This window comes from Mesorhizobium sp. W016 (assembly GCF_054719485.1).
Genome location: NZ_JBTTIF010000002.1, coordinates 2,219,026 through 2,238,228, shown reverse-complemented (window position 1 = coordinate 2,238,228; position 19,203 = coordinate 2,219,026). Strand labels below are relative to the sequence as shown.

Here is a 19,203-nt window from a genome sequence, read left to right as displayed (position 1 = left end):
TGAATCTAAATTAGAGTTGACGGGCAAGTTCGGAGAATAGCCAAAAGCCCCGCCGGATGATGGGGACTCCTCAACTCCGAAAGCTGGAATTCAGCGCGCCCTGAAAGAGCTGATCAGGCCTTCAGCCATGCGCACGAACTGCGTGCTGGGGCCCTGGCAGCCCATGGTCTGCACGCTGACGCGCGCCCCTTCGAACAGCAGCGACAGCGTATCGGCCAGAAGCTCGGCCTGACCGATGCCCGCATCCCGGCACAGCGCAACGAGGCGATCGCGCTGAGCGCTCTTGAGCTCCTTGATCACGCTCCTGGCGGGATGGTCCGGCTCGGTCAATTCGGCGGCGGCATTGGCCATGTCGCAGCCGCGACCGTCAGCCGCCAGGCAAGCAGCGGCCATGCGAATCCAGGCATGCAACTGGGCGAGCTTGTCGCCGGGATGCTCAGCCTCGAATTGGTCCCACATCGCGGCGCCTTTAGCCGCCGACGCGCGCAGGCACTGGACGATCAGTTCGTCCTTCGACTCAAAATGACGGTAGAGCGTCATCTTGTTGGTGCCGGCGGCTTCCGTGATGGCGTCTACGCCGACGCCCTTGATGCCATGTTTGTGAAACATGTCCTGCGCCGTCTCCAGGATTCGATCCCGGGGACGCACGCGATCCGTAATGCCGTCTGCCATCGCAGTCTCCTTGTCTCCCTAAAAATTCGGTTCACCTCTTGACTAGGGTGTTACCGGTCTGTAACTATCCGAATGTTACTTACTGGTAACACCTATGTAGCCTTCCGTCAATAACAAGGCCGTGAACTGGTCCTGCCAGATCACAAAGGGTGAAAATTGCAGGTCATGCGGCTCCGGCCGGTGAAGAGATGAAAACCGGTTCGCGATCATCCGATGCGGGCCGCTGGAATGGAGACGCTCCAATGTCGCAGCGCAAGGATTTGACCATCGATGAAGCCATCCGGGATCCGATGATCCGGCTGGTGATGAAAGCGGACCGCGTCAACCCGCGCGCCTTCGAAGCGATGCTGAGGACCGTGGCCGATGAGCAGGGCCTCAGCGGCGCGGCGCCGTCTTCGTATTTTTTGCAGGACCCGGGTTCGGTGCGCGGCAGGCGGCTGTCCCGGTCTGTCCGTTCTTTTTAAAGAGGCCGGTTCTTCTAAAGAGGTTTGCGTGTCGTGGTAAATTTTTTCATTCATCGTCCGATCTTCGCCTCGGCGATCGCCATCATCATGGTGCTCGCCGGGACGATTTGTTATTTCCTTTTGCCGGTTTCGCAGTTTCCCGACATCACGCCGCCGCAGGTCGTGGTCAGCGCGCATTATCCGGGCGCCAGCGCGCAAGTGGTCGCCGATACGGTGACGACGCCGCTGGAGCAGCAGATCAACGGCGTCGAAGGCATGACCTACATGTCGTCGTCGAGCTCCAATGACGGCTCCTCGACCATCACCATCACCTTCGATGTCGGCTATTCCTTGAGCACCGCGGCCGTCGACGTCCAGAACCGCGTCTCGCAAGCGGCCTCCTCGCTGCCGGCGATCGTCAACCAGGGCGGCGTGACGATCAAGAAGCAGAACCCAAATTTCGTCCTCATCGTCAACCTGACCTCGCCCGACAGTTCGGTCGATCCGGTGGCGCTAAGTAACCTCGCCTATCTGCAGGTCGTCGATCCGCTGAAGCGGCTGCCTGGCGTCGGCGACGTCCAGATATTCGGCGAGCGCCGCTACTCGATGCGCGTCTGGCTCGACCCGGACAAGCTCGCCAATCTTGGCATCACCGCCGTCGACGTCCAGAATGCCATCTCGGAACAGAACGTCCAGGTGGCCGCCGGCAAGATCGGCCAGTCGCCGGCGCCCGCCGGCACCGCCTTCGAGATGCAGGTCAACGCCGTCGGCCGCCTGAGCGACCCCAAGGAGTTCGGCGACATCGTCGTGCGCGCCAACACCGGCACCGGCTCGCTGGTGCGGCTCCGCGACGTCGCCCGCATCGAGCTCGGCGCGCTGCAATATTCGTCGTCGGCCTTCTTCGGCAAGGACCCGACGGTGGTGCTCGCCGTCTACCAGATGCCGGGTTCCAACGCGCTCGATCTGCAGCAGCACGTCAAGGACAAGATGCAGGAACTGTCGGCCCGTTTTCCCAAGGGCGTCAGCTACGCCATGCACTACGACACCACGCGCTTCGTGTCGGCATCGATGCATGACGTGCTGATCACGCTTGGCGAAGCGCTGGTGCTGGTCGTGGCCGTGGTGTTCATCTTCCTGCAGAGCTGGCGCACGACGATCATCCCGACCATCGCCATTCCGGTGTCGCTGGTGGCGACGATGGTGGTCATGGAAATGATGGGCTTCTCGCTCAACATGCTCTCCCTGCTCGGCATGGTGCTGGCCATCGGCCTCGTCGTCGACGACGCCATCGTGGTGGTCGAGAATGTCGAGCGACAATTGGAGGCGGGCCTCAAACCGCTGGCGGCGACCAAGGCCGCGATGGCCGAGGTCACCGGACCGATCATCGCCACCACCGCGGTGCTGATGGCCGTCTTCGTGCCCGTCGCCTTCATTCCTGGCGTCTCCGGCAAGCTCTACAATCAGTTCGCGCTGACGGTGGCGATTTCGGTCGGCATATCCGCCTTCAACTCGCTGACGCTCAGCCCGGCGCTGAGTGCCGCCTTCCTGCGCCATCGCGGGGAGACGCAGTTCGCCCCGTTCCGCTGGTTCAACACGGGTTTCGATAGGCTGTCGCATGCCTATGCCCATGGCGTACGCATCCTCATCCGGCTGCGCTGGATCATGCTCGGTCTGTTCGCGGCCGGCCTGGTCGCCACCTACTTCGTCTGGCAGAAGCTGCCCTCGACCTTCCTTCCGGTCGAGGACCAGGGTTACTTCTTCGTCGTCATCCAGCTGCCTGACGGCGCCTCGCTGGAACGCACTGACGCGGTGGCCCAGAAGGCGCGCGACATCCTCCAAGCTACGCCCGGCGTCGAGATTGTCGGCTCGATCAGCGGCCTGAACTTCCTGACCAGTGCCGCGCAGTCGAACTCGGCTGTCGAGTTCGCCATCCTGAAGCCGTGGGAAGAGCGCGGCCCCGACCAGAGCGCGTCGAAGCTCGTCGCCGACGTGCGCGGCAAGCTGATGCAGATTCCGGAAGCCTTCGCGCTGTCCTTCGATCCGCCTTCGATCCCGGGTATCGGCACCACGGGCGGCTTCGAATTCGTCGTCGAGGATCTCACCGGGCGCGGCAGTTCAGCCCTCAACGACGCGACGCAAGCCGTGATCGCCGAGGCGCGCAAGCAGCCGGAAATCAATCCGCAGCAGCTGTTCTCGCCGTTCTCGACCTCGACGCCGCAGTTCAACTACGACCTCGACCGCAGCAAGGCCAAACTGCTCGGCCTCAACCTGCCCGACGTCTTCAACACGCTGCAGATCTATCTCGGCTCGCTCTACGTCAACGACTTCAACCTGTTCGGCCGCACCTTCCGGGTGACCATCCAGGCCGACAAGGATGCACGTGCCGACGCAGGCGACCTTTCGCGGCTCTATGTGCGCAACGCCTCCGGCGGCATGGTGCCGCTGAGCACACTGGGCAAACTGGTGCCGTTCGTCGGCCCGGAAACCGTGCCGCACTACAACAACAACGCCTCGGCCACGATCAATGGCGGCGCAGCCCCCGGCTTCTCGTCGGGCCAGGCGGTTGCCGCGATGGAACGGGCCGCCGCCACCGCTTTGCCCAGGGATTTCGGTTTCGAATGGACCGGCATCACCTTCCAGGAGCTCAAGGCAGGATCGATAGCGTCGGTCGTCTTCGGCCTCGCCATCGTCTTCGTCTTCCTGATCCTGGCGATGCAGTATGAGAGCTGGGCGATGCCGTTCATGGTGCTGCTGGCGGTGCCACTGGCCCTGTTCGGCGCCTTCGCAGCCCTGTTCTTGCGCGGCATGCAGATCGACGTCTACTCGCAGATCGGCTTCGTCATGCTGATCGGCCTCGCCGCCAAGAACGCGATCCTGATCGTCGAGTTTGCAAGGCGGCGGCGCGAGGAGGGACTGAGCATTGTCGACGCGGCAATGGAAGCCGCGCGGCTGAGGCTGCGGCCGATCCTGATGACGGCCTTCGCCTTCATCCTCGGCGTGCTGCCGCTGATGTTTGCGACGGGTGCGGGTGCGGCAAGCCGGCAGTCGATCGGCACCACCGTGTTTGGCGGCATGGTCGCGGCGACCATCCTGTCGCTGGTGTTCGTGCCAGTCTTCTACGCGGTCATCGAACAGCTGCGCGAAGGCCGCGTGCGCAGCGAACCGAACGCTGCTCATGACCAGGACAATAATGAACCGACTGCCGAACCAGCGCCGATGCGCCTGGCCGAAGCAGCCGAATAGAATTGGAGACCAAAATGCGTAAATGGAAAATAGCTTTGGGAACGGCCGTCGCCCTGGGAGCGATCTCGGTGGCAAGCGTCCACTTCCTCGACATGGGCAATCTCAGCCTCAATGCCGGCACGGCGGCAGCGACGGCAGCACCTGCGGCATTCGTTATGCCGGTGCCGGTGACGAGCGTGGTCAAGAAGACGATCCCGATCTATCTCGACTACGCCGCCCGAATCGAGGCGATCCGCAGCGTCACCTTGCAGGCCCGCGTGCCCGGTTATCTGCAGGAGCAGACGGCTGAGGACGGCGCGGATGTGCGCCAGGGTGATCTGCTCTACAAGATCTCGCCCGACGACTTCAAGGCGGCTCTCGACCAGGCCAAGGCCGAAGTGCAGCGCGACCAGGCGAGCCTCGACTATGCACGCTCCAATCTCGGCCGCGGCTCCGAACTCGCCAAGAGCGGTTATCTGGCCAAGGATGGGTTCGACCAGCGCACGAGCACCTTGCGTCAGGCCGAAGCGTCGCTTGCCGTCAACCAGGCGGCGGTGCGGACGGCCGAGCTCAATTTGAGCTACGCCGAAATCCACGCTCCGTTTGCCGGCCGCGTCGGCCGCAACCAGGCTTCGGTCGGCACGCTGGTCAGCGTCGCCGGGACGGTGCTGAACACGCTGGTGCAGCTCGACCCGATCTACGTCACCTTCAATCCGAGCGAGACGGACCTGGCCGAAATCGAACGGGCCCGGGCCGCCGGCCCGATCGAGGTCGAGGTGCTGCTGCCCGGCGAGACCGAAGCCAGCCAGAAGGGCGAACTCACCTTCATCGACAACACGGTCGACCACTCGACCGGCACGATTACGGCGCGCGCCACCATCGGCAATGCGAAGTTCTCGCTGCTGCCGGGCCAGTATGTCCGCGTGCGGCTGCACATCAAGCAGCTGCCCGACGCGCTGATGGTGCCGCAGGTGGCGCTGGGTTCGAGCCAGCTCGGCAAATATGTCTATGTCGTCGGCAAGGGCAACACGGTCGACCAGCGCATCGTCTCGCTTGGCGCGACCAGCGGCGACCTTGTGGCGGTCCTCAGCGGCGTTGCCGAAGGCGACCAGGTGATAACGGGCAATCTGCAGAAGATCGGACCAGGAATGCCGATCTCGCCGTTGCCCCAGGAGAAACCGGCCAGCTGATAACCCCCATCAGCCCCGGTCCTGCGGCGCCTTCGGCTTCCACGCCGAGGGCGCCGTTTTTTTATGGAGCGCCGCACGCCGTTTTTGGAGTAACCGCAAGGCACAAGAATCCGGAACAGACATATTGTAGGATTGTCGACAATCTGCTTGTCTGTTTCCGGCTCTCACTGGAGTGACGGAATGGCCAAGCTGGACTTCAATCCGATCGCGGATACGACACGCCGAGCCGAGATCGTTGCGCTGTTGCGGCGGGCGATCCTGATCGGCCAGCTGGAACCCGGCCAAAAGCTGAGCGAGCTGAGGATCGCCGAGCAGATGCGGGTCAGCCGCGCGCCTTTGCGCGAAGCTATGCGCGAGCTGGTGCAGGAAGGCATCCTGACCAGCATTCCCTATGCCGGCACCTTCGTCATCGATGTCACCGCCAAGGACATTGACGACGCCTACTCGCTGAACAAGGTGCTCGATGAATTCGCCATCGAGCGGACATGGAAGCTGCGCGACCAGCGCTTCTTCGATGAACTCGACCGCCGCCACGAAGCGGTGAAGCAGGCAACGCGCGCGCGCGACACCACCCGCCAGATCGAGACCGCACTGCAATTGCACGGGCTGATCTATGAATGGGCCGACAATTCGGTGCTGCTGGAAACCTGGCAGCGGCTGACCAGCCGGCTGCAGATGTACTTTGCCCTGCACCAGCAGGCCCGCAACGAGCCGGTGCCGGCCGAAGATCTCCACGAAACCTATGTGCGGCTCTTGAAGGGCGCCGACATGCGCGCTGCCCAGCGCCATGCGCGCGAGCATATCGACCTCGATTTCGAAGAGCTGCTTGCCTATGCGCGTGGCCTCGATCAGCGGAACATCGAAGGACTGACCCTCCTCAACGCCTAGAGACAACGGACAGACAAGTGCAGATCAAAACCATCAAGGCCTATCGCGTCGTGCAGCCCTTCGTGGACGGGCCCTACCGCATGTCCAAGGGGCGGGTTGCAGACTGCTTCGATGCGGTGATCGTCGCAATCACCTCCGACAGCGGCGTAACCGGCTGGGGCGAGATGGCGCCGCTCGGCAATTTCTATTCGGCCGCCTTTCCGGCGGGAACGCGCGCGGGCGTGGTCGAGATCGCGCCGCACCTGATCGGCCAGGACCCGCGTGGCCTCGCCGGCATCGGCCGATTGATGGATACGGTGTTCAAGGGCCATCCCTACATCAAGTCGGCGCTCGACATGGCCTGCTGGGATCTGGCGGCCCGGGCCGCCGACGTGCCGCTGGTGACCATGCTTGGCGGCCGCGAGAGCGACATGGCGGAGACCTACCGCGTCGTCACCCACGGCACGCTCGACCAGATGGCGGCACTGGCCAAAAGGATCATCGCGGAAGGCTGCCGGCGGCTGCAGGTCAAGGTGGGCGGCAATGTGCATGACGACATCGACCGGGTGAGCGCAGTCGCTTCGGCCGTGCCGAAAGGCACGGTGATTTTCTGCGACGCCAATGCCGGCTGGACACCCTACCAGGCGCGGCAGTTCGCCGATGCCACGCGCGGCATCGACTACACGTTCGAGCAGCCCTGCACGACGATCGAGGAGAACATGTCGGTGCGCCGCATGCTCGACAAGCCGATGGTGCTGGACGAGAGCGTCATCTCGCTCGAGGCGATGCTGGAAATCCATCGCCTGGGCGCCGCCGACGGGCTGACGCTGAAGATTTCGCGGCTTGGCGGCGTAACCAGGACAAGGCAAATCCGCGACGTCGCCGTCGATCTCGGTTTCATGATCACCGTCGAGGATACGGGCGGCGCCGAGATCGACACGGCGGCGATGGCGCATCTGTCGCTGTCGACGCCGGAAGAACGCCGGCTGCACGCCATCGCCTTCCATGAGTGGGTGACGGTGCGCACGGCCTCCAACGCCCCACCGGTCACCGGCAGCCACATGGGCATTCCCGACGGGCCCGGCCTCGGCATCGATGTCGTGCCCGACCTGCTCGGCAAGCCTTTCCTAGAGATCGGCTGAGATCAAGCGCAGCATGAAGCTGTCACCCCACGAATCCTCCGTGGGAGATTTGGTCCTGCAGCCATTCTCCGATTTGCGGGTTGAAATATTTTTCAAATGGAAATAGGAATGTTCAAAATGATGATTTGACGCTGCGGCGCGTCGTGACTGGAGGAAGCGATATGGCCCATCCGCAATTTGCAGCGGAACTTCTGCAGCGCGCTGAAGCCCAAGGGCCTATCACCATCGGTCTCGCCGGCGCCGGGCAGATGGGCACCGACATCGTCGTCCAGGTGGCGCTGATGCCGGGCATGCGGATCGGTGCCATTTCCGAGGTGCGGCCGCAAGCGGCGATCGATGCCGCACTGCTCGCCGGCCATGACCGCTCCGACATCGTCCAGGCTGCGAACGCCTCTGCCATCGACCGCGCCATCGAGGCCGGCAAGATCGCTGTCACCGAAGATCTGCATGCGCTGGCCGCGGCCGGCCGCATTGATGTCATCATCGACGCGACAGGCAATCCCAACATCGGCACGCTGTTTGCGCTCGAAGTGATGAAGAACGGCAAGCACATCGTCATGCTCAATGTCGAGGCGGACATTACGATCGGCCGCTTCCTCAAGGAGGAAGCGCGCAAGGCCGGCGTGGTCTACACCGGTGCGGCCGGCGACGAACCCGCCTGCACGCTGGAGATCATCGGCTTCGCCAAGAGCCTCGGCTTCAACATCATCGCCGCCGGCAAGGGCAAAAACAACCCGCTCAAGATCGACGCCATGCCCGCCGACTACGAGAAGGAAGCGGCCGAGCGCAACATGAATGCGCGCATGCTGGTCGAGTTCGTCGACGGTTCCAAGACGGCGATCGAGATGGTGGCTATCGCCAACGCCACCGGGCTGGTGCCCGACGTGCCGGGCATGCACGGCCCGACGGCGACGCTGGAGGAACTGGCCAGCGTGCTTTGCCCGCGCGAGGATGGCGGCGTGCTGCACCGCAAGGGCGTGGTCGACTATTCCATCGGCAAGGGCGTGGCGCCCGGCGTGTTCTGCATCATCGAAACGAGGCATCCGCGCGTGCTGGAGCGCATGGTCGACCTCAAGGTCGGCAAGGGCCCCTATTTCACGATCTACCGTCCCTATCACCTGACAAGCCTTGAAGTGCCACTGTCGGCGGCGCGCGCCGTTGTCTACAAACGTGCCGACATGGAGCCGCTCGACCATCCGGTCGCCGAAGCGGTGGCGGTGGCCAAAAGCGATCTCGGCGCAGGGCAGTCGCTGGGCATGATCGGCGAGAACGACTATCGCGGCTTCGCCATGACCTGGGAGGACGCCCGCGCCAAGGGCGCGCTGCCGCTCGGGATTGCCGAACGCGCCAAGGTGGTCAAGCCGGTCAAGACCGGCGACTTCCTCACCTATGAAAATTGTGTACCCGACGATTCGATGGTGATAACGCAGATCCGCCGCCGTCTCGACCAGTCGGATGGACAGTTTGTGACCAACGCCGCCTGAACCTTCGGGATCTCCCTGTGATGGACGATGTCGTTATCGGGATCGATGCCTCGACGACGGCGGTGAAGGCAATCGCCTTCACCCGCGACGGCGCGGACCTGTTCCAGGCGCGCGAGGCCTATCCACTGGCCAATCCTAAGCCCGGCCATTTCGAGCAGGATGCCGAACATTGGTGGGCAGCCCTTATCAGTGCGCTGAAGCAGGTTGCCGACAAGGTCGGCGCCGCGCGCGTGGCGGCAATTGCCATAGCCCATCAGCGCGAGACCTTCACCCTGATCGATCAGGCCGGCACGCCGCTCATCCCGGCGATCCTGTGGCTTGACGAGCGCGCCCGGCCTCAAGTCGCCAGGCTGTCGGCCGAGCTTGGCCGCGAGACGATCCGCGACTGGAGCGGCAAGCCGCCGGATCCGACGCCGGCGCTCTATGCCATCGCCTGGCTGGCCGAACACCAGCCGCAGGTGCTGGCCAACGCCGCCGCCCTGGTCGATGTTCATGGCTTCTTCGTTCACCGGCTGACCGCACGGCTGGTTACCAGCACGGCAAGTGCCGACCCGCTCGGCTTGCTCGATGTCGCGACAGGCGAATGGCACCCTGAGCTTGTCGCGGCTGCAGGGCTGCAGCCACGGCAGTTGCCGGCGCTGATCGGCCCAGGCGAAATCTGCGGCGGCCTTGCCGAAAGCATTGCCCAGCTGACTGGCCTCAAAGCGGGCACGCCAATTGTCGCCGGCGCCGGCGATGGCCAGGCTATGGGTCTCGGCATGGGCGTCTATGGTGCCGGCAGGAGCTATCTCTCGCTCGGCTCCGGCGTCGTCAGCGGCTGCTATTCCGGCACGGTCACCACATCGGACGCGTTTCGCACGCTGGTCTCGCCGACCGGCTCCGGCTTCATGCTGGAAACCGTGCTGCGCTCGGGCATGCAACTGGTCGACTGGATCGTGCGCACCACCGGCGCGTCTTCCGCGGCAGAACTGGAGAAGGGTGCGGTCGATGTTGCGGCCGGCGGCGACGGTCTTTTGGTCATGCCCTATTGGGCCGGCGTCATGAGCCCCTATTGGGATGGCGCGGCGCGCGGCGCCGTTGTTGGCCTGTCGCTCGACCATGAGCCCAGGCATCTCTTCCGCGCCACGCTGGAAGGCATCGCTTTGGAGCAGGCCATCGCCAGCGAGGCGATGGAGGCCGAAAGCGGCGGCAAGCCGGGAGAGATGATTGCCGCCGGCGGCGGCACCAATTCGGCGCTGCTGATGAAGATCATGGCCAGCGTGCTGGAGCGGCCGCTGTTCGTGTCGCCGGTCAACGAGGCGGCGGCCCTTGGCGCGGCCATGCTGGCGGCTTCGGCGATCGGCTGGTTCGCCTCGGCGGAAGACGCCGCCAAGGCAATGGCGGCGGCGCCGGCCAGGCGTGTCGATCCGGATATGACGCTGGTGCCGGCTTACCGGGCGCGCAAGGCGATCTACCGCGACCTCTATCACGCGACACGCGACATCCACGCGCGGCTCGGTGCGATCTGAGTTCAAGCGCAGCTTGCCTGCGTGAGGCTCCCATGCCCAACCTGCCCAGCTTGCCGATTTTGCGTCCTGCCCGGCCAATGCTAGACTCATCGGGCTCATGAAAGCAGTATTTCACCTTGCCGCCCTGCCCTGGATTGTCGCGCTTGCGGCAGCTCCGATGACGGCGCGTGCGCAGGACGAGCCGCCCTTCGAGGTCACGCTCGACATGGACAATGACGGCAGGATGGATCGGGCCGCGATCGCGGCGGATTCCGACAGCGGGCTGGCGGATCTCTCGATCTATCTGGCTGCCGGCGAAGGAAAGCTCGATCCTTCGCGCAAGCCTGACTTTGTCAAAAAGGCGCTGACGCAGGACCGTATTCTCGGGCTCGAAAGCAAGGGCAAGGGATCGCTTGTCGTCACCTCGTGCTTCGGCTGCGGCGCCAACAAATCATGGGATACAACGCTGACCATCGTCTGGCGCGGCGGTAAATTCCTTGTCGCCGGCTACAGTCGCGACTGGGACTGGAATGTGCAGAAAGCCGACGGCTCGGTCGAGACGACGCTGGGCGATTGCGACATCAATTTTCTCACCGGCAGAGGCGTTGCCTCAAAGGACCTGGACGACGGCAAACCGGTCGCGGGAAAATTCGTGCCGATCGCACTGGCCGACTGGTCGGACGACAGTCGTCCGGAGCCCTGCGAATTCTGACCGACGCCGGACAGCGCTCAACGGTTGAGCAGGCCTTTGGCCGCATCTTCATCGGTAATGAGCACCGTAATCCTGGTGTTGGCGAGCGCCGCGCGCATGACGGCGACCTTCTCCTGACCGCCTGACACCAGGATGATGCTCGGAATATCGGACAGATCCTGCAGCGGATAGGCGCAGACGCGGCGGTTGACCTCATGGTCGACAGGGTGGCCCTCGGCGTCGATGAAATGGCACAAGAGGTCGCCGACCGCGCCGGCCGCCTGCAATTCCTCGAGTTCGCTCGGTTTGATGAAGCCGTAATTGGCGATCGGGCTGTCCTTGGAAAACGAGCCGACGCTGAGCACGGCGATGTTGGCGCGGCGCGCGCGGAAGACCACATCCTGAACGCTGCGCTGGCTCATGAAGGCATCGCGCTGTTCCGGCTTGTCGGCATAGACCGGCACCGGCAGCAAGAAACATTCAGCGCCGATCTTTTCGGCGAACTCCCAGGCGCTTTCGGTCGGGTTGAGCGGCTGCGCGTGGGTGAGGCCGCCGAGCATCGAGACGACCGTCGTCCTGGCAATCGGCCGCCTCGGCAATTCGTTGATGGCGAATTTCAGCGTCCGGCCCCAGCCCAGCGCAATGACGTCGCCGGCATTGACGTTGTCGGCGAGATAGGCGGCAGCCGCGTGGCCGATCATCAGCGGCGCGTTGCTGCGATCAGCGGCTGATGGCACCACGACCGCCTGGCTGAGCCCGAAACGCTGCTTCAGGCTCTCCTCGAGCTGCACGCATTCGACGACACTGTCGCGAATGCGGAACTGGACAATGCCTTCCTCGCGGGCAGCCGACAGAATCCGGTGCACCTTGATGCGGCCGACGCCAAGAATCTCGGAGATGCGCTCCTGCGTCAGCCCTTCGACATAGTAATGCCAGGCGGCGCGGGCCTTCAGCTCGGCATCGGGGAAGCGCGAGGCCTTCTCATTTTCGACGGTCGCCATGCTCGTGCTCTCCCGCGGCAGATTTCGGAAATCTTTTCCGCAAAGCGCCGCCCCCTGGCCTTCCCTAGGACAAACCGCCCGGTGGCGCAAACCTTCGCCGAATGGCGCAACGGCTCTTGACAATTTTCTAATGAACAGTTTAGCTGAACAAAATTGCATATCAAAGATAAATTGTTCACAGGGAGGTGCCTGGTGAACAAGAGCGGACGGCAGGCCATCGTCGTTTCGCTGACGGAGGAGACGAAGTGGCCGTGAGTAATGATGCAAGCGAGTCGAAGGCTGGCGAGTTGAAAGCCGCGCCCGGCGCTCAAGGTGCGACGGCCGCGAAGCTTTCGGCGCTGTTTGCCGGAACCATGGGGCCGCTGATCGGGCTGCTGCTGCTTTGCCTGGCGCTGACGCTGACCACCGACACGTTCCTCACCGTGCGCAACATCCTCAACGTACTTGACCAGATCACGGTGCTCGGCATCATGGCAATCGGGATGACGCTGGTGATCCTGATCGGCGGCATCGATCTCTCGGTCGGCTCGGTGCTGGCGCTGGCCGCCATGGTGATGGGCTTTGTCTCCCACCCCGACTATCTCAATCTCGGCCTTGCGGCCGGCGTCGTCGCAGCACTGGTCGTCGCCGGCCTTTGCGGACTGGTGTCCGGCCTGCTGGTGACCGTCACCCGGCTGCCGCCGTTCATTGCGACGCTGGCGATGATGTCGGTGGCGCGCGGTCTTGCCAACATGATCACCGACGGTTCGCAGATCGTCGGCTTTCCCGACTGGTTCACCAGCCTGTCGATCATCCGCCATTTCGGCTTCCTGTCGGTCACAGTCGGGGTGATGATGGTGCTGGCGATCGTCTTTGCCATCTTCCTCAACTACCGCGCCACCGGCCGCAGCCTTTACGCCATCGGCGGCAGCGCCGAGGTGGCGCGGCTCTCCGGCATTCCGGTGAAGTCGCTGACCAACTGGGTCTATGCCATCTGCGCCGTGCTTGCGGGTCTTGCCGGCATCGTGCTCGCCGCGCGGCTGGATTCGGTGCAGCCGAGTTCCGGCCTGGGCTATGAGCTCGACACCATCGCGGCGGTGGTGATCGGCGGCGCCAGCCTGTCGGGCGGCATCGGCTCGATCGGCGGCACCGCGGTCGGCGTGCTCATCATCGGCGTGCTGCGCAACGGGCTCAATCTGCTCGGCGTCTCGCCCTTCATCCAGCAGGTGGTGATCGGCGTGGTGATCGCGCTGGCGGTCGCCAGCGATACCTGGCGGCGCAGGGCGCGATAGAGAACGGGGCACAATTGAGAATTCGCCCGGAGCGTCCGGGCGATAGACGGATCGGTCGATCCGAAACTGGGATGTTCCAAGGGGCGCGATGCGCTGGCGGGACAGTTTGACTATCAACGGAGGAAACACATGCTGACCAAACGTTCATTGCTGCTTGCCGCTGCCGCCATCATTCCTATGCTCGGGCTGACCGACATGGCCTCGGCCAAGGAGGCCAAGAAACTCGGCCTCGCGGTGGCCAATTTGCAGGCCGACTTCTTCAACCAGATCAAGCAGTCGGTCGAAGCCTACGGCAAGGAGAAGGGCATCGAGATCGTCACCGTCGACGCCAAGGGCGATTCAGCGACCCAGGTCAGCCAGGTCCAGGATCTGATCACGCAGAACATCGACGCGCTGATCTACATTCCGGCCGGCGCCACAGCCGCCACCGTGCCGACCAAGACCGCCAAGGCTGCCGGCATTCCGGTCGTCAATGTCGACCGCAACGCCGACGGCGCGCCCGGCGACACCTTCATCGCCACCAACAGCGTCGCCTCGGCGCAGGCGGTGTGCGACTACATCGCCAAGCAGGCCGGCGGCAAAGGCGAACTGATCATCATCCACGGCCAGAAGGGCACGACGCCGGAAGTGGATCGCTCGAAGGGCTGCGGCGAAGCGCTCAAGGCCTATCCCGATATCAAGGTGGTCGGCGAATTGTGGAGCGAAGGCTGGCACCAGGACGAAGGCTTCAAGCTGACGCAGGACCTGCTGCAGTCGCATCCCGATGTCTCCATCGTCATCGGCCAGGCCGATGCGCTGGCGCTGGGTGCGGCACAGGCGGTCAAGGTCGCCAATCCCGGCCACAAGGTCTGGGTTGCCGGCTTCGATGGCGACGTGGCCGCACTCAAGGCGCTGAAGGACGGCGTGTTCGACGTCACCGCGACGCAGCAGACGCAAGGCATGGGCCGGCTCGCCGTCGATGCGGCGATCAAGCTGGTGGCCGGCGAAAGCGTTCCGGCCGAGCAGCTGCAGGATGCGACGCTGACCACCAAGGACAATGTCGAGCAGTTCATCGCCAAGCATCCGTAACGAACGGCACCGCTTAAGAGAGCACCACGATGTCTCCTGATCCTCGCCACAGCGAAAGCCCGCACAACGGGCTCTTCGTCAACGGCCTCTGCAAGAGCTACGGACCGGTCCAGGTCCTGGCCGATGCGAGCTTCGAGGTGCGGCCGGGCGAGGTCGTGGCGCTGCTCGGCGAAAACGGCGCCGGCAAGTCGACGGTGTCCAACATCATCGCCGGCTCGACCCGGCCCGACGCGGGCACCATCATCTGGCGGGGGAAGCCCTATTCCCCCGCCTCGCCCGCCGCCGCCATCGATGCCGGCGTCGGCATGATCCATCAGGAACTGAAGCTGCTGCCGGACCTGTCGGTGGCGGAAAATGTCTATGTCGGGCGCCTGCCGATGCGCGGCGGCCGCATCGACCGCGCGGAGATGAACGCCAAGGCCTCGGCGCAGTTGAAGCGGCTTGGCCTCGACGTCTCGCCCGAGCGCAAGGTGGGCACGCTGCGCATCGCGGCGCAGCAGCAGGTCGAGATCGCCAAGGCGCTGACGCTGAACGCCGAATTGCTGATCTTCGATGAGCCGACCGCAGCGCTCGGCGGCGAGGAAACGGAGCTTTTGTTCCAGCAGATCCGCAAGCTCAAGGCGGAGGGCATGTCCTTCATCTACATCAGCCATCGTCTCGACGAGATCGCGCAGATTGCCGACCGCGTGGTTGTGATGCGCGACGGACGCATCGTCGCCCGCCACGAGCGCGCCGATATTCCCGTGCGCACAGTGGTGGAGCAGATGGTCGGCCGCTCGGTCGAGCGGATGTTCCCGCATCTGTCGCCGCCGCGCGAGGAGACGCTGCTTAAGGTCGACAACCTGTCCTCGCCGGAGAAGAGCTTCAACAACGTTTCCTTCTCGGTCAAAGCAGGCGAGATCCTCGGCATTGCCGGGTTGATCGGCGCCGGCCGCACCGAACTGGTGCGGGCGATCGCCGGCGCCGATCCGATCTCGTCGGGCTCGGTGCGAGTCGCCGGCAAACCGGTGCATCTCAGCGGGCCGGCGGCGGCGATCAAGGCCGGCGTCGTGCTGGTGCCGGAAGACCGCAAGGCGCAAGGCGTCGTGCTGGACCAGACCATCGGCGAGAATCTGGCGTTCGGCAATTTCGACCATGTCGCGCCGAAGGGCTGGGTGTTTCCGAAAGCGGTGCAGAAATTCGCCGAAGCCGGCATCGCAAGGCTCGGGGTCAAGGGCAAACCTGGCCAGGCGGTCAGCAAGCTTTCCGGCGGCAACCAGCAGAAGGTGATCATTGCCAAATGGGTGTCGCGACCGCCAAAAGTGTTCATTCTCGATGAACCGACGCGCGGCATCGATGTCGGCGCGCGTGCGGCTATCTACGACGTGATCGCCGACCTCGCCCGCTCCGGCATGGCGGTGGTGGTGGTCAGCTCCGACCTCGAGGAGGTGCTGGGGCTGTCGCACCGGGTGCTGGTGCTGAGCCGCGGCCGCCAGCGCGGCATTCTCGACCGCAGCGAGGCGAGCAATGTCGCGGTGATGGAACTCGCCACGAGCTGAGGACAGGAGTCGGAACAAAGCACAGCAGGTGGTATCCTCCCAAGGACCGGACCGCGCGGGGCGCCAGCAAAGACTGGCGCCCCTTCATTTCAGGAGGGGGAACAACGTGAAACTATTCGATCTCAGCGGCGACGTAGCGCTGGTAACAGGCGCCGGCAGCGGCATTGGCCAGGCCATTGCCATCGGGCTCGCCGAAGCCGGCGCCGACATAGCCTGTTTCGGCCACTCCTCCAAGGGCGGGCTGGACGAGACGGCGCACAAGATTTCGGCACTTGGCCGCAAGGCGCTGGTGCTGACCGGAACGGTGACGTCGGAGGCCGATCTCGCGTCAGCGATCGAGCGCGCCGAGAACGAACTCGGCGCGTTGACCATCGCCGTCAACAATGCCGGCATCGCCGGGGCCGAGCCGGCCGAGACGCTGCCGCTGGAAAAATGGCAGAATATCTACGACGTGAATGTCAGCGGCGTGTTCCTGTCCTGCCAGGCCGAGGCGCGCGCCATGCTGACGCGGCGCAAGGGCTCGATCATCAACATCGCCTCGATGTCGGGCTCGATCGTCAATCGCGGCCTGACCCAGGCGCATTACAATTCGTCGAAGGCGGCCGTCATCCACATGTCGAAGAGCCTCGCCATGGAATGGGCCGATCGCGGCCTGCGCGTCAATGTGGTGAGCCCCGGCTACACGCTGACGCCGATGAACAAACGGCCTGAGGTCGCGGAACAGATCAAGATATTCGAGCGCGACACACCAATGGGCCGCATGGCGACGCCGGAAGAGATGGTCGGCCCGACCGTGTTCCTGGCCAGCCGCGCCGCGAGTTACGTCACCGGCATCGACCTGATCGTCGATGGCGGCTTTGTCTGCTGGTAGGAGAAGAAAAGTGCAGAAGCGTTTTGAAGGCAAGACTGCGGTCATCACCGGCGCGAGCGGCGGCATCGGCGCGGCGATGGCGAAGCGCTTTGCCGAAGAAGGTGCCGCGGTCGTGGTCAGCGCCATCGATACCCGCGTCGAGGACGTCGCCGCCAGCCTGAAAGCCGCGGGCGCCAAGGTCGCGTCGATGCGCATGGACGTTACCAGGAAGGATGAGGTCACCGCGCTTTACGACCTCGCCGAGAAGGAATTCGGCCGTGTCGACATTTCGGTGCAGAATGCCGGCGTCATCACCATCGCCCGGATCGAGGCGATGACCGAGGCCGAGTGGGACAAGGTGATGGCCGTCAACACCAAGGGCGTGTTTCTGTGCTGCCAGGAAGCGATCGCGCGCATTCGCAAGCATGGCGACGGCGGCCGGCTGATCAACACGGCATCGGGCCAGGCGCGGCAGGGTTTCATCTACACGCCGCACTATGCGGCGTCGAAGTTCGGCGTCGTCGGCATTACCCAGAGCCTGGCCAAGGAAGTGGCCAAGGAAAAGATCACCGTCAACGCCATCTGCCCCGGCATCATCGACACCGACATGTGGGCCTATAATGACGCAGCGTGGGGCAAGCTGATGGGTGACTACAAGCCCGGCGAGCTGATGGCCGAATGGGTGAAGAACATCCCGATGGGCCGCGCCGGCAGCGGCGAGGACGTGTCCGGCCTGGTCAGCTTTCTCGCCAGCGACGACGCCACCTACATCACCGGCCAAACCATCAATGTCGATGGCGGCCTGATCATGTCGTGAACGTCAGCTCTGGCGGTTGGCAATCGACCAGTCTGAAATTCCGCAGTGCACAGGGCATCAGCCGTTGCGCCGCATGAACGTTGGTATATATAATTTCATCTCATGAAACGGCCTTGGCGGGGATGGGGCTCGCCGGCCGAGACCATGGGACCTTGATGGCTCGCACGTCTGAGAGCGCCGCTGGAGCGGCGATCGATCTGTTGACGATTGCTCACGCAGCAATCCATCCGATGCCATGACGCGGGCCCGCCCGGCATCACATAAACACCAAGTCGAGCAACCATTTCGCCTGCGCAAGTTGCGGCTGCGGCACTGGCTTGGTGCGAACGAGCTTGCGTAACGACCCGCCTTTCCAACACAATCAAGAAAAGACGCAAGAAGGGAACGATCAAGAAATTTCCACATGGTTTGACAGGAGAACAAGCATGTCATTTCGCAGTGTGATTTCGAACCTATCAACGGGAGCCTTGGCGCTTGCCACCGCAAGTGCGCTTACATCACCGGTCCACGCAGCAGCACCTGAATCCAACGACCCGATCAAGATCGCGCTGTTCGACTGGACCAGCGTCAATCTCAACGCCAAGATCCTTGGCGGTATCCTCGAAAAGCTCGGCTATACCGTCGAATATCCGACAGCCGACTACCTCTCCAGCCTGACCACCGGTCTCACCAATGGCGACCTCGATGTCGGCCTGGAGTTCTGGGACACGACGGCCGGCGAGGCGATGAAGGCCTCCGACGCCACCGGCCAGACCGAGCGGCTGGGCAAGCTCGGGCCGAAGGCCAAGGAAGAGTGGTGGTTTCCCGAATATATGAAGGAGAAATGCCCGGGCCTGCCCAATTGGGAGGCGCTGAAGGACCCGAAATGCGCCGAGGCGTTCTCGACGGCGGAGACGGCGCCGAAGGGCCGCTATCTCGGCGGCCCGGTAACCTGGGAAGGCTTTGACGACGAGCGCGTCGAGGCGCTGAAGCTGCCCTTCACCGTCATCCATGCCGGCACCGACGCGGCGATGTTCGCCGAGTTGGACTCGGCCTATCAGCGCAAGGCGCCGATCATGCTGTGGATCTATTCGCCGCATTGGGCGCCGGCCAAGTACAAGGGCGAGTGGGTCGAATTCCCGGAGTATACGCCCGAGTGCTACACCGACCCGAAATGGGGCACCAACCCGGATGCCAAATATGATTGCGGCAAACCGCATGGCGAAATCTGGAAATACTCCTGGTCCGGCATGAAGGACAAATGGCCGGTCGCCTACAAGGTGGCCAAGGCGTACACGATCGATACCGATGAGCTCAACAAGATGAGCGGCGAGATCGACCTCGGCGGCAAGACGCCCGAAGATGTCGCCGCCGCCTGGATCGCCGCCCACGAAGCCGACTGGAAAGCCTGGGCGCAGTGATCGCCTGACTGGAAGCCAGACCCGGCCCTAGCGGCCGGGTCTTATCTCCATTTTCCAGAA

At 63.8% G+C, this 19,203-nt stretch carries 16 protein-coding genes; 14 read left to right on the top strand and 2 right to left on the bottom strand.

All coding sequences use genetic code 11. The features are described from left to right. Positions 1-90: 90 nt before the first annotated feature. Complete coding sequence (locus ACYG9V_RS11085) at positions 91-672, bottom strand: TetR/AcrR family transcriptional regulator (protein ID WP_023668517.1); 582 nt, start codon at positions 670-672, stop codon at positions 91-93. A gap of 242 nt (positions 673-914) precedes the next feature. On the opposite strand from ACYG9V_RS11085, the gene ACYG9V_RS11080 reads away from it, so the two are divergent. The 8 genes from ACYG9V_RS11080 (at position 915) to ACYG9V_RS11045 (ending at position 11,219) form a co-directional block, all read left to right on the top strand. Further along, positions 915-1,136, top strand: a complete 222-nt coding sequence (locus ACYG9V_RS11080) for a hypothetical protein (RefSeq protein WP_352762775.1) — start codon at positions 915-917, stop codon at positions 1,134-1,136. A 33-nt stretch (positions 1,137-1,169) separates the two neighbouring features. Then, the gene (locus tag ACYG9V_RS11075; RefSeq protein WP_023687080.1) at positions 1,170-4,358 is read left to right on the top strand and encodes an efflux RND transporter permease subunit; all 3,189 of its coding nucleotides are present in this window, start codon (positions 1,170-1,172) and stop codon (positions 4,356-4,358) included. Between the two features lie 14 nt (positions 4,359-4,372). After that, positions 4,373-5,527, top strand: coding sequence for an efflux RND transporter periplasmic adaptor subunit (locus ACYG9V_RS11070; RefSeq protein ID WP_023804343.1), 1,155 nt, complete (start codon positions 4,373-4,375; stop codon positions 5,525-5,527). Between the two features lie 180 nt (positions 5,528-5,707). Continuing rightward, positions 5,708-6,415 (top strand): GntR family transcriptional regulator, encoded by a 708-nt coding sequence (locus ACYG9V_RS11065; protein WP_023726374.1) that lies wholly within the window; start codon positions 5,708-5,710, stop codon positions 6,413-6,415. Between the two features lie 17 nt (positions 6,416-6,432). Further along, complete coding sequence (locus ACYG9V_RS11060; RefSeq protein ID WP_023726373.1) at positions 6,433-7,536, top strand: mandelate racemase/muconate lactonizing enzyme family protein; 1,104 nt, start codon at positions 6,433-6,435, stop codon at positions 7,534-7,536. A 161-nt stretch (positions 7,537-7,697) separates the two neighbouring features. Beyond that, complete coding sequence (locus tag ACYG9V_RS11055; RefSeq protein ID WP_023668524.1) at positions 7,698-9,020, top strand: NAD(P)H-dependent oxidoreductase; 1,323 nt, start codon at positions 7,698-7,700, stop codon at positions 9,018-9,020. A gap of 20 nt (positions 9,021-9,040) precedes the next feature. Beyond that, the gene (locus tag ACYG9V_RS11050; protein ID WP_023729285.1) at positions 9,041-10,528 is read left to right on the top strand and encodes a xylulokinase; all 1,488 of its coding nucleotides are present in this window, start codon (positions 9,041-9,043) and stop codon (positions 10,526-10,528) included. 97 nt (positions 10,529-10,625) lie between these two features. Continuing rightward, the gene (locus ACYG9V_RS11045; protein WP_352762776.1) at positions 10,626-11,219 is read left to right on the top strand and encodes a hypothetical protein; all 594 of its coding nucleotides are present in this window, start codon (positions 10,626-10,628) and stop codon (positions 11,217-11,219) included. 17 nt (positions 11,220-11,236) lie between these two features. On the opposite strand, the gene ACYG9V_RS11040 is transcribed toward ACYG9V_RS11045, so the two are convergent. Next, positions 11,237-12,199: a sugar-binding transcriptional regulator gene (locus tag ACYG9V_RS11040; RefSeq protein WP_023745534.1), complete on the bottom strand. Its 963-nt coding sequence runs from the start codon at positions 12,197-12,199 to the stop codon at positions 11,237-11,239. Between the two features lie 287 nt (positions 12,200-12,486). On the opposite strand from ACYG9V_RS11040, the gene ACYG9V_RS11035 reads away from it, so the two are divergent. From ACYG9V_RS11035 to ACYG9V_RS11010, 6 genes are all read left to right on the top strand, one after another. Continuing rightward, a complete protein-coding gene (locus tag ACYG9V_RS11035) occupies positions 12,487-13,470 on the top strand; it encodes an ABC transporter permease (protein WP_050589004.1) in 984 nt (327 codons plus the stop codon). Positions 13,471-13,599: 129 nt separating this feature from the next. Next, positions 13,600-14,538 (top strand): sugar ABC transporter substrate-binding protein, encoded by a 939-nt coding sequence (locus ACYG9V_RS11030; RefSeq protein WP_023668529.1) that lies wholly within the window; start codon positions 13,600-13,602, stop codon positions 14,536-14,538. 29 nt (positions 14,539-14,567) lie between these two features. Then, positions 14,568-16,076 carry a sugar ABC transporter ATP-binding protein gene (locus tag ACYG9V_RS11025; protein ID WP_352762779.1) on the top strand — a complete coding sequence of 503 codons (1,509 nt, stop codon included), beginning with the start codon at positions 14,568-14,570 and terminating at the stop codon, positions 16,074-16,076. Positions 16,077-16,182: 106 nt separating this feature from the next. Then, positions 16,183-16,947, top strand: a complete 765-nt coding sequence (locus ACYG9V_RS11020) for an SDR family oxidoreductase (protein WP_352762781.1) — start codon at positions 16,183-16,185, stop codon at positions 16,945-16,947. Continuing rightward, a complete protein-coding gene (locus ACYG9V_RS11015) occupies positions 16,925-17,743 on the top strand; it encodes a glucose 1-dehydrogenase (RefSeq protein ID WP_050586867.1) in 819 nt (272 codons plus the stop codon). Before ACYG9V_RS11020 ends, ACYG9V_RS11015 begins: the two co-directional genes overlap by 23 nt. Before the next feature lie 425 nt (positions 17,744-18,168). Then, positions 18,169-19,143, top strand: a complete 975-nt coding sequence (locus ACYG9V_RS11010; RefSeq protein ID WP_352762784.1) for an ABC transporter substrate-binding protein — start codon at positions 18,169-18,171, stop codon at positions 19,141-19,143. Positions 19,144-19,203 lie beyond the last annotated feature (60 nt).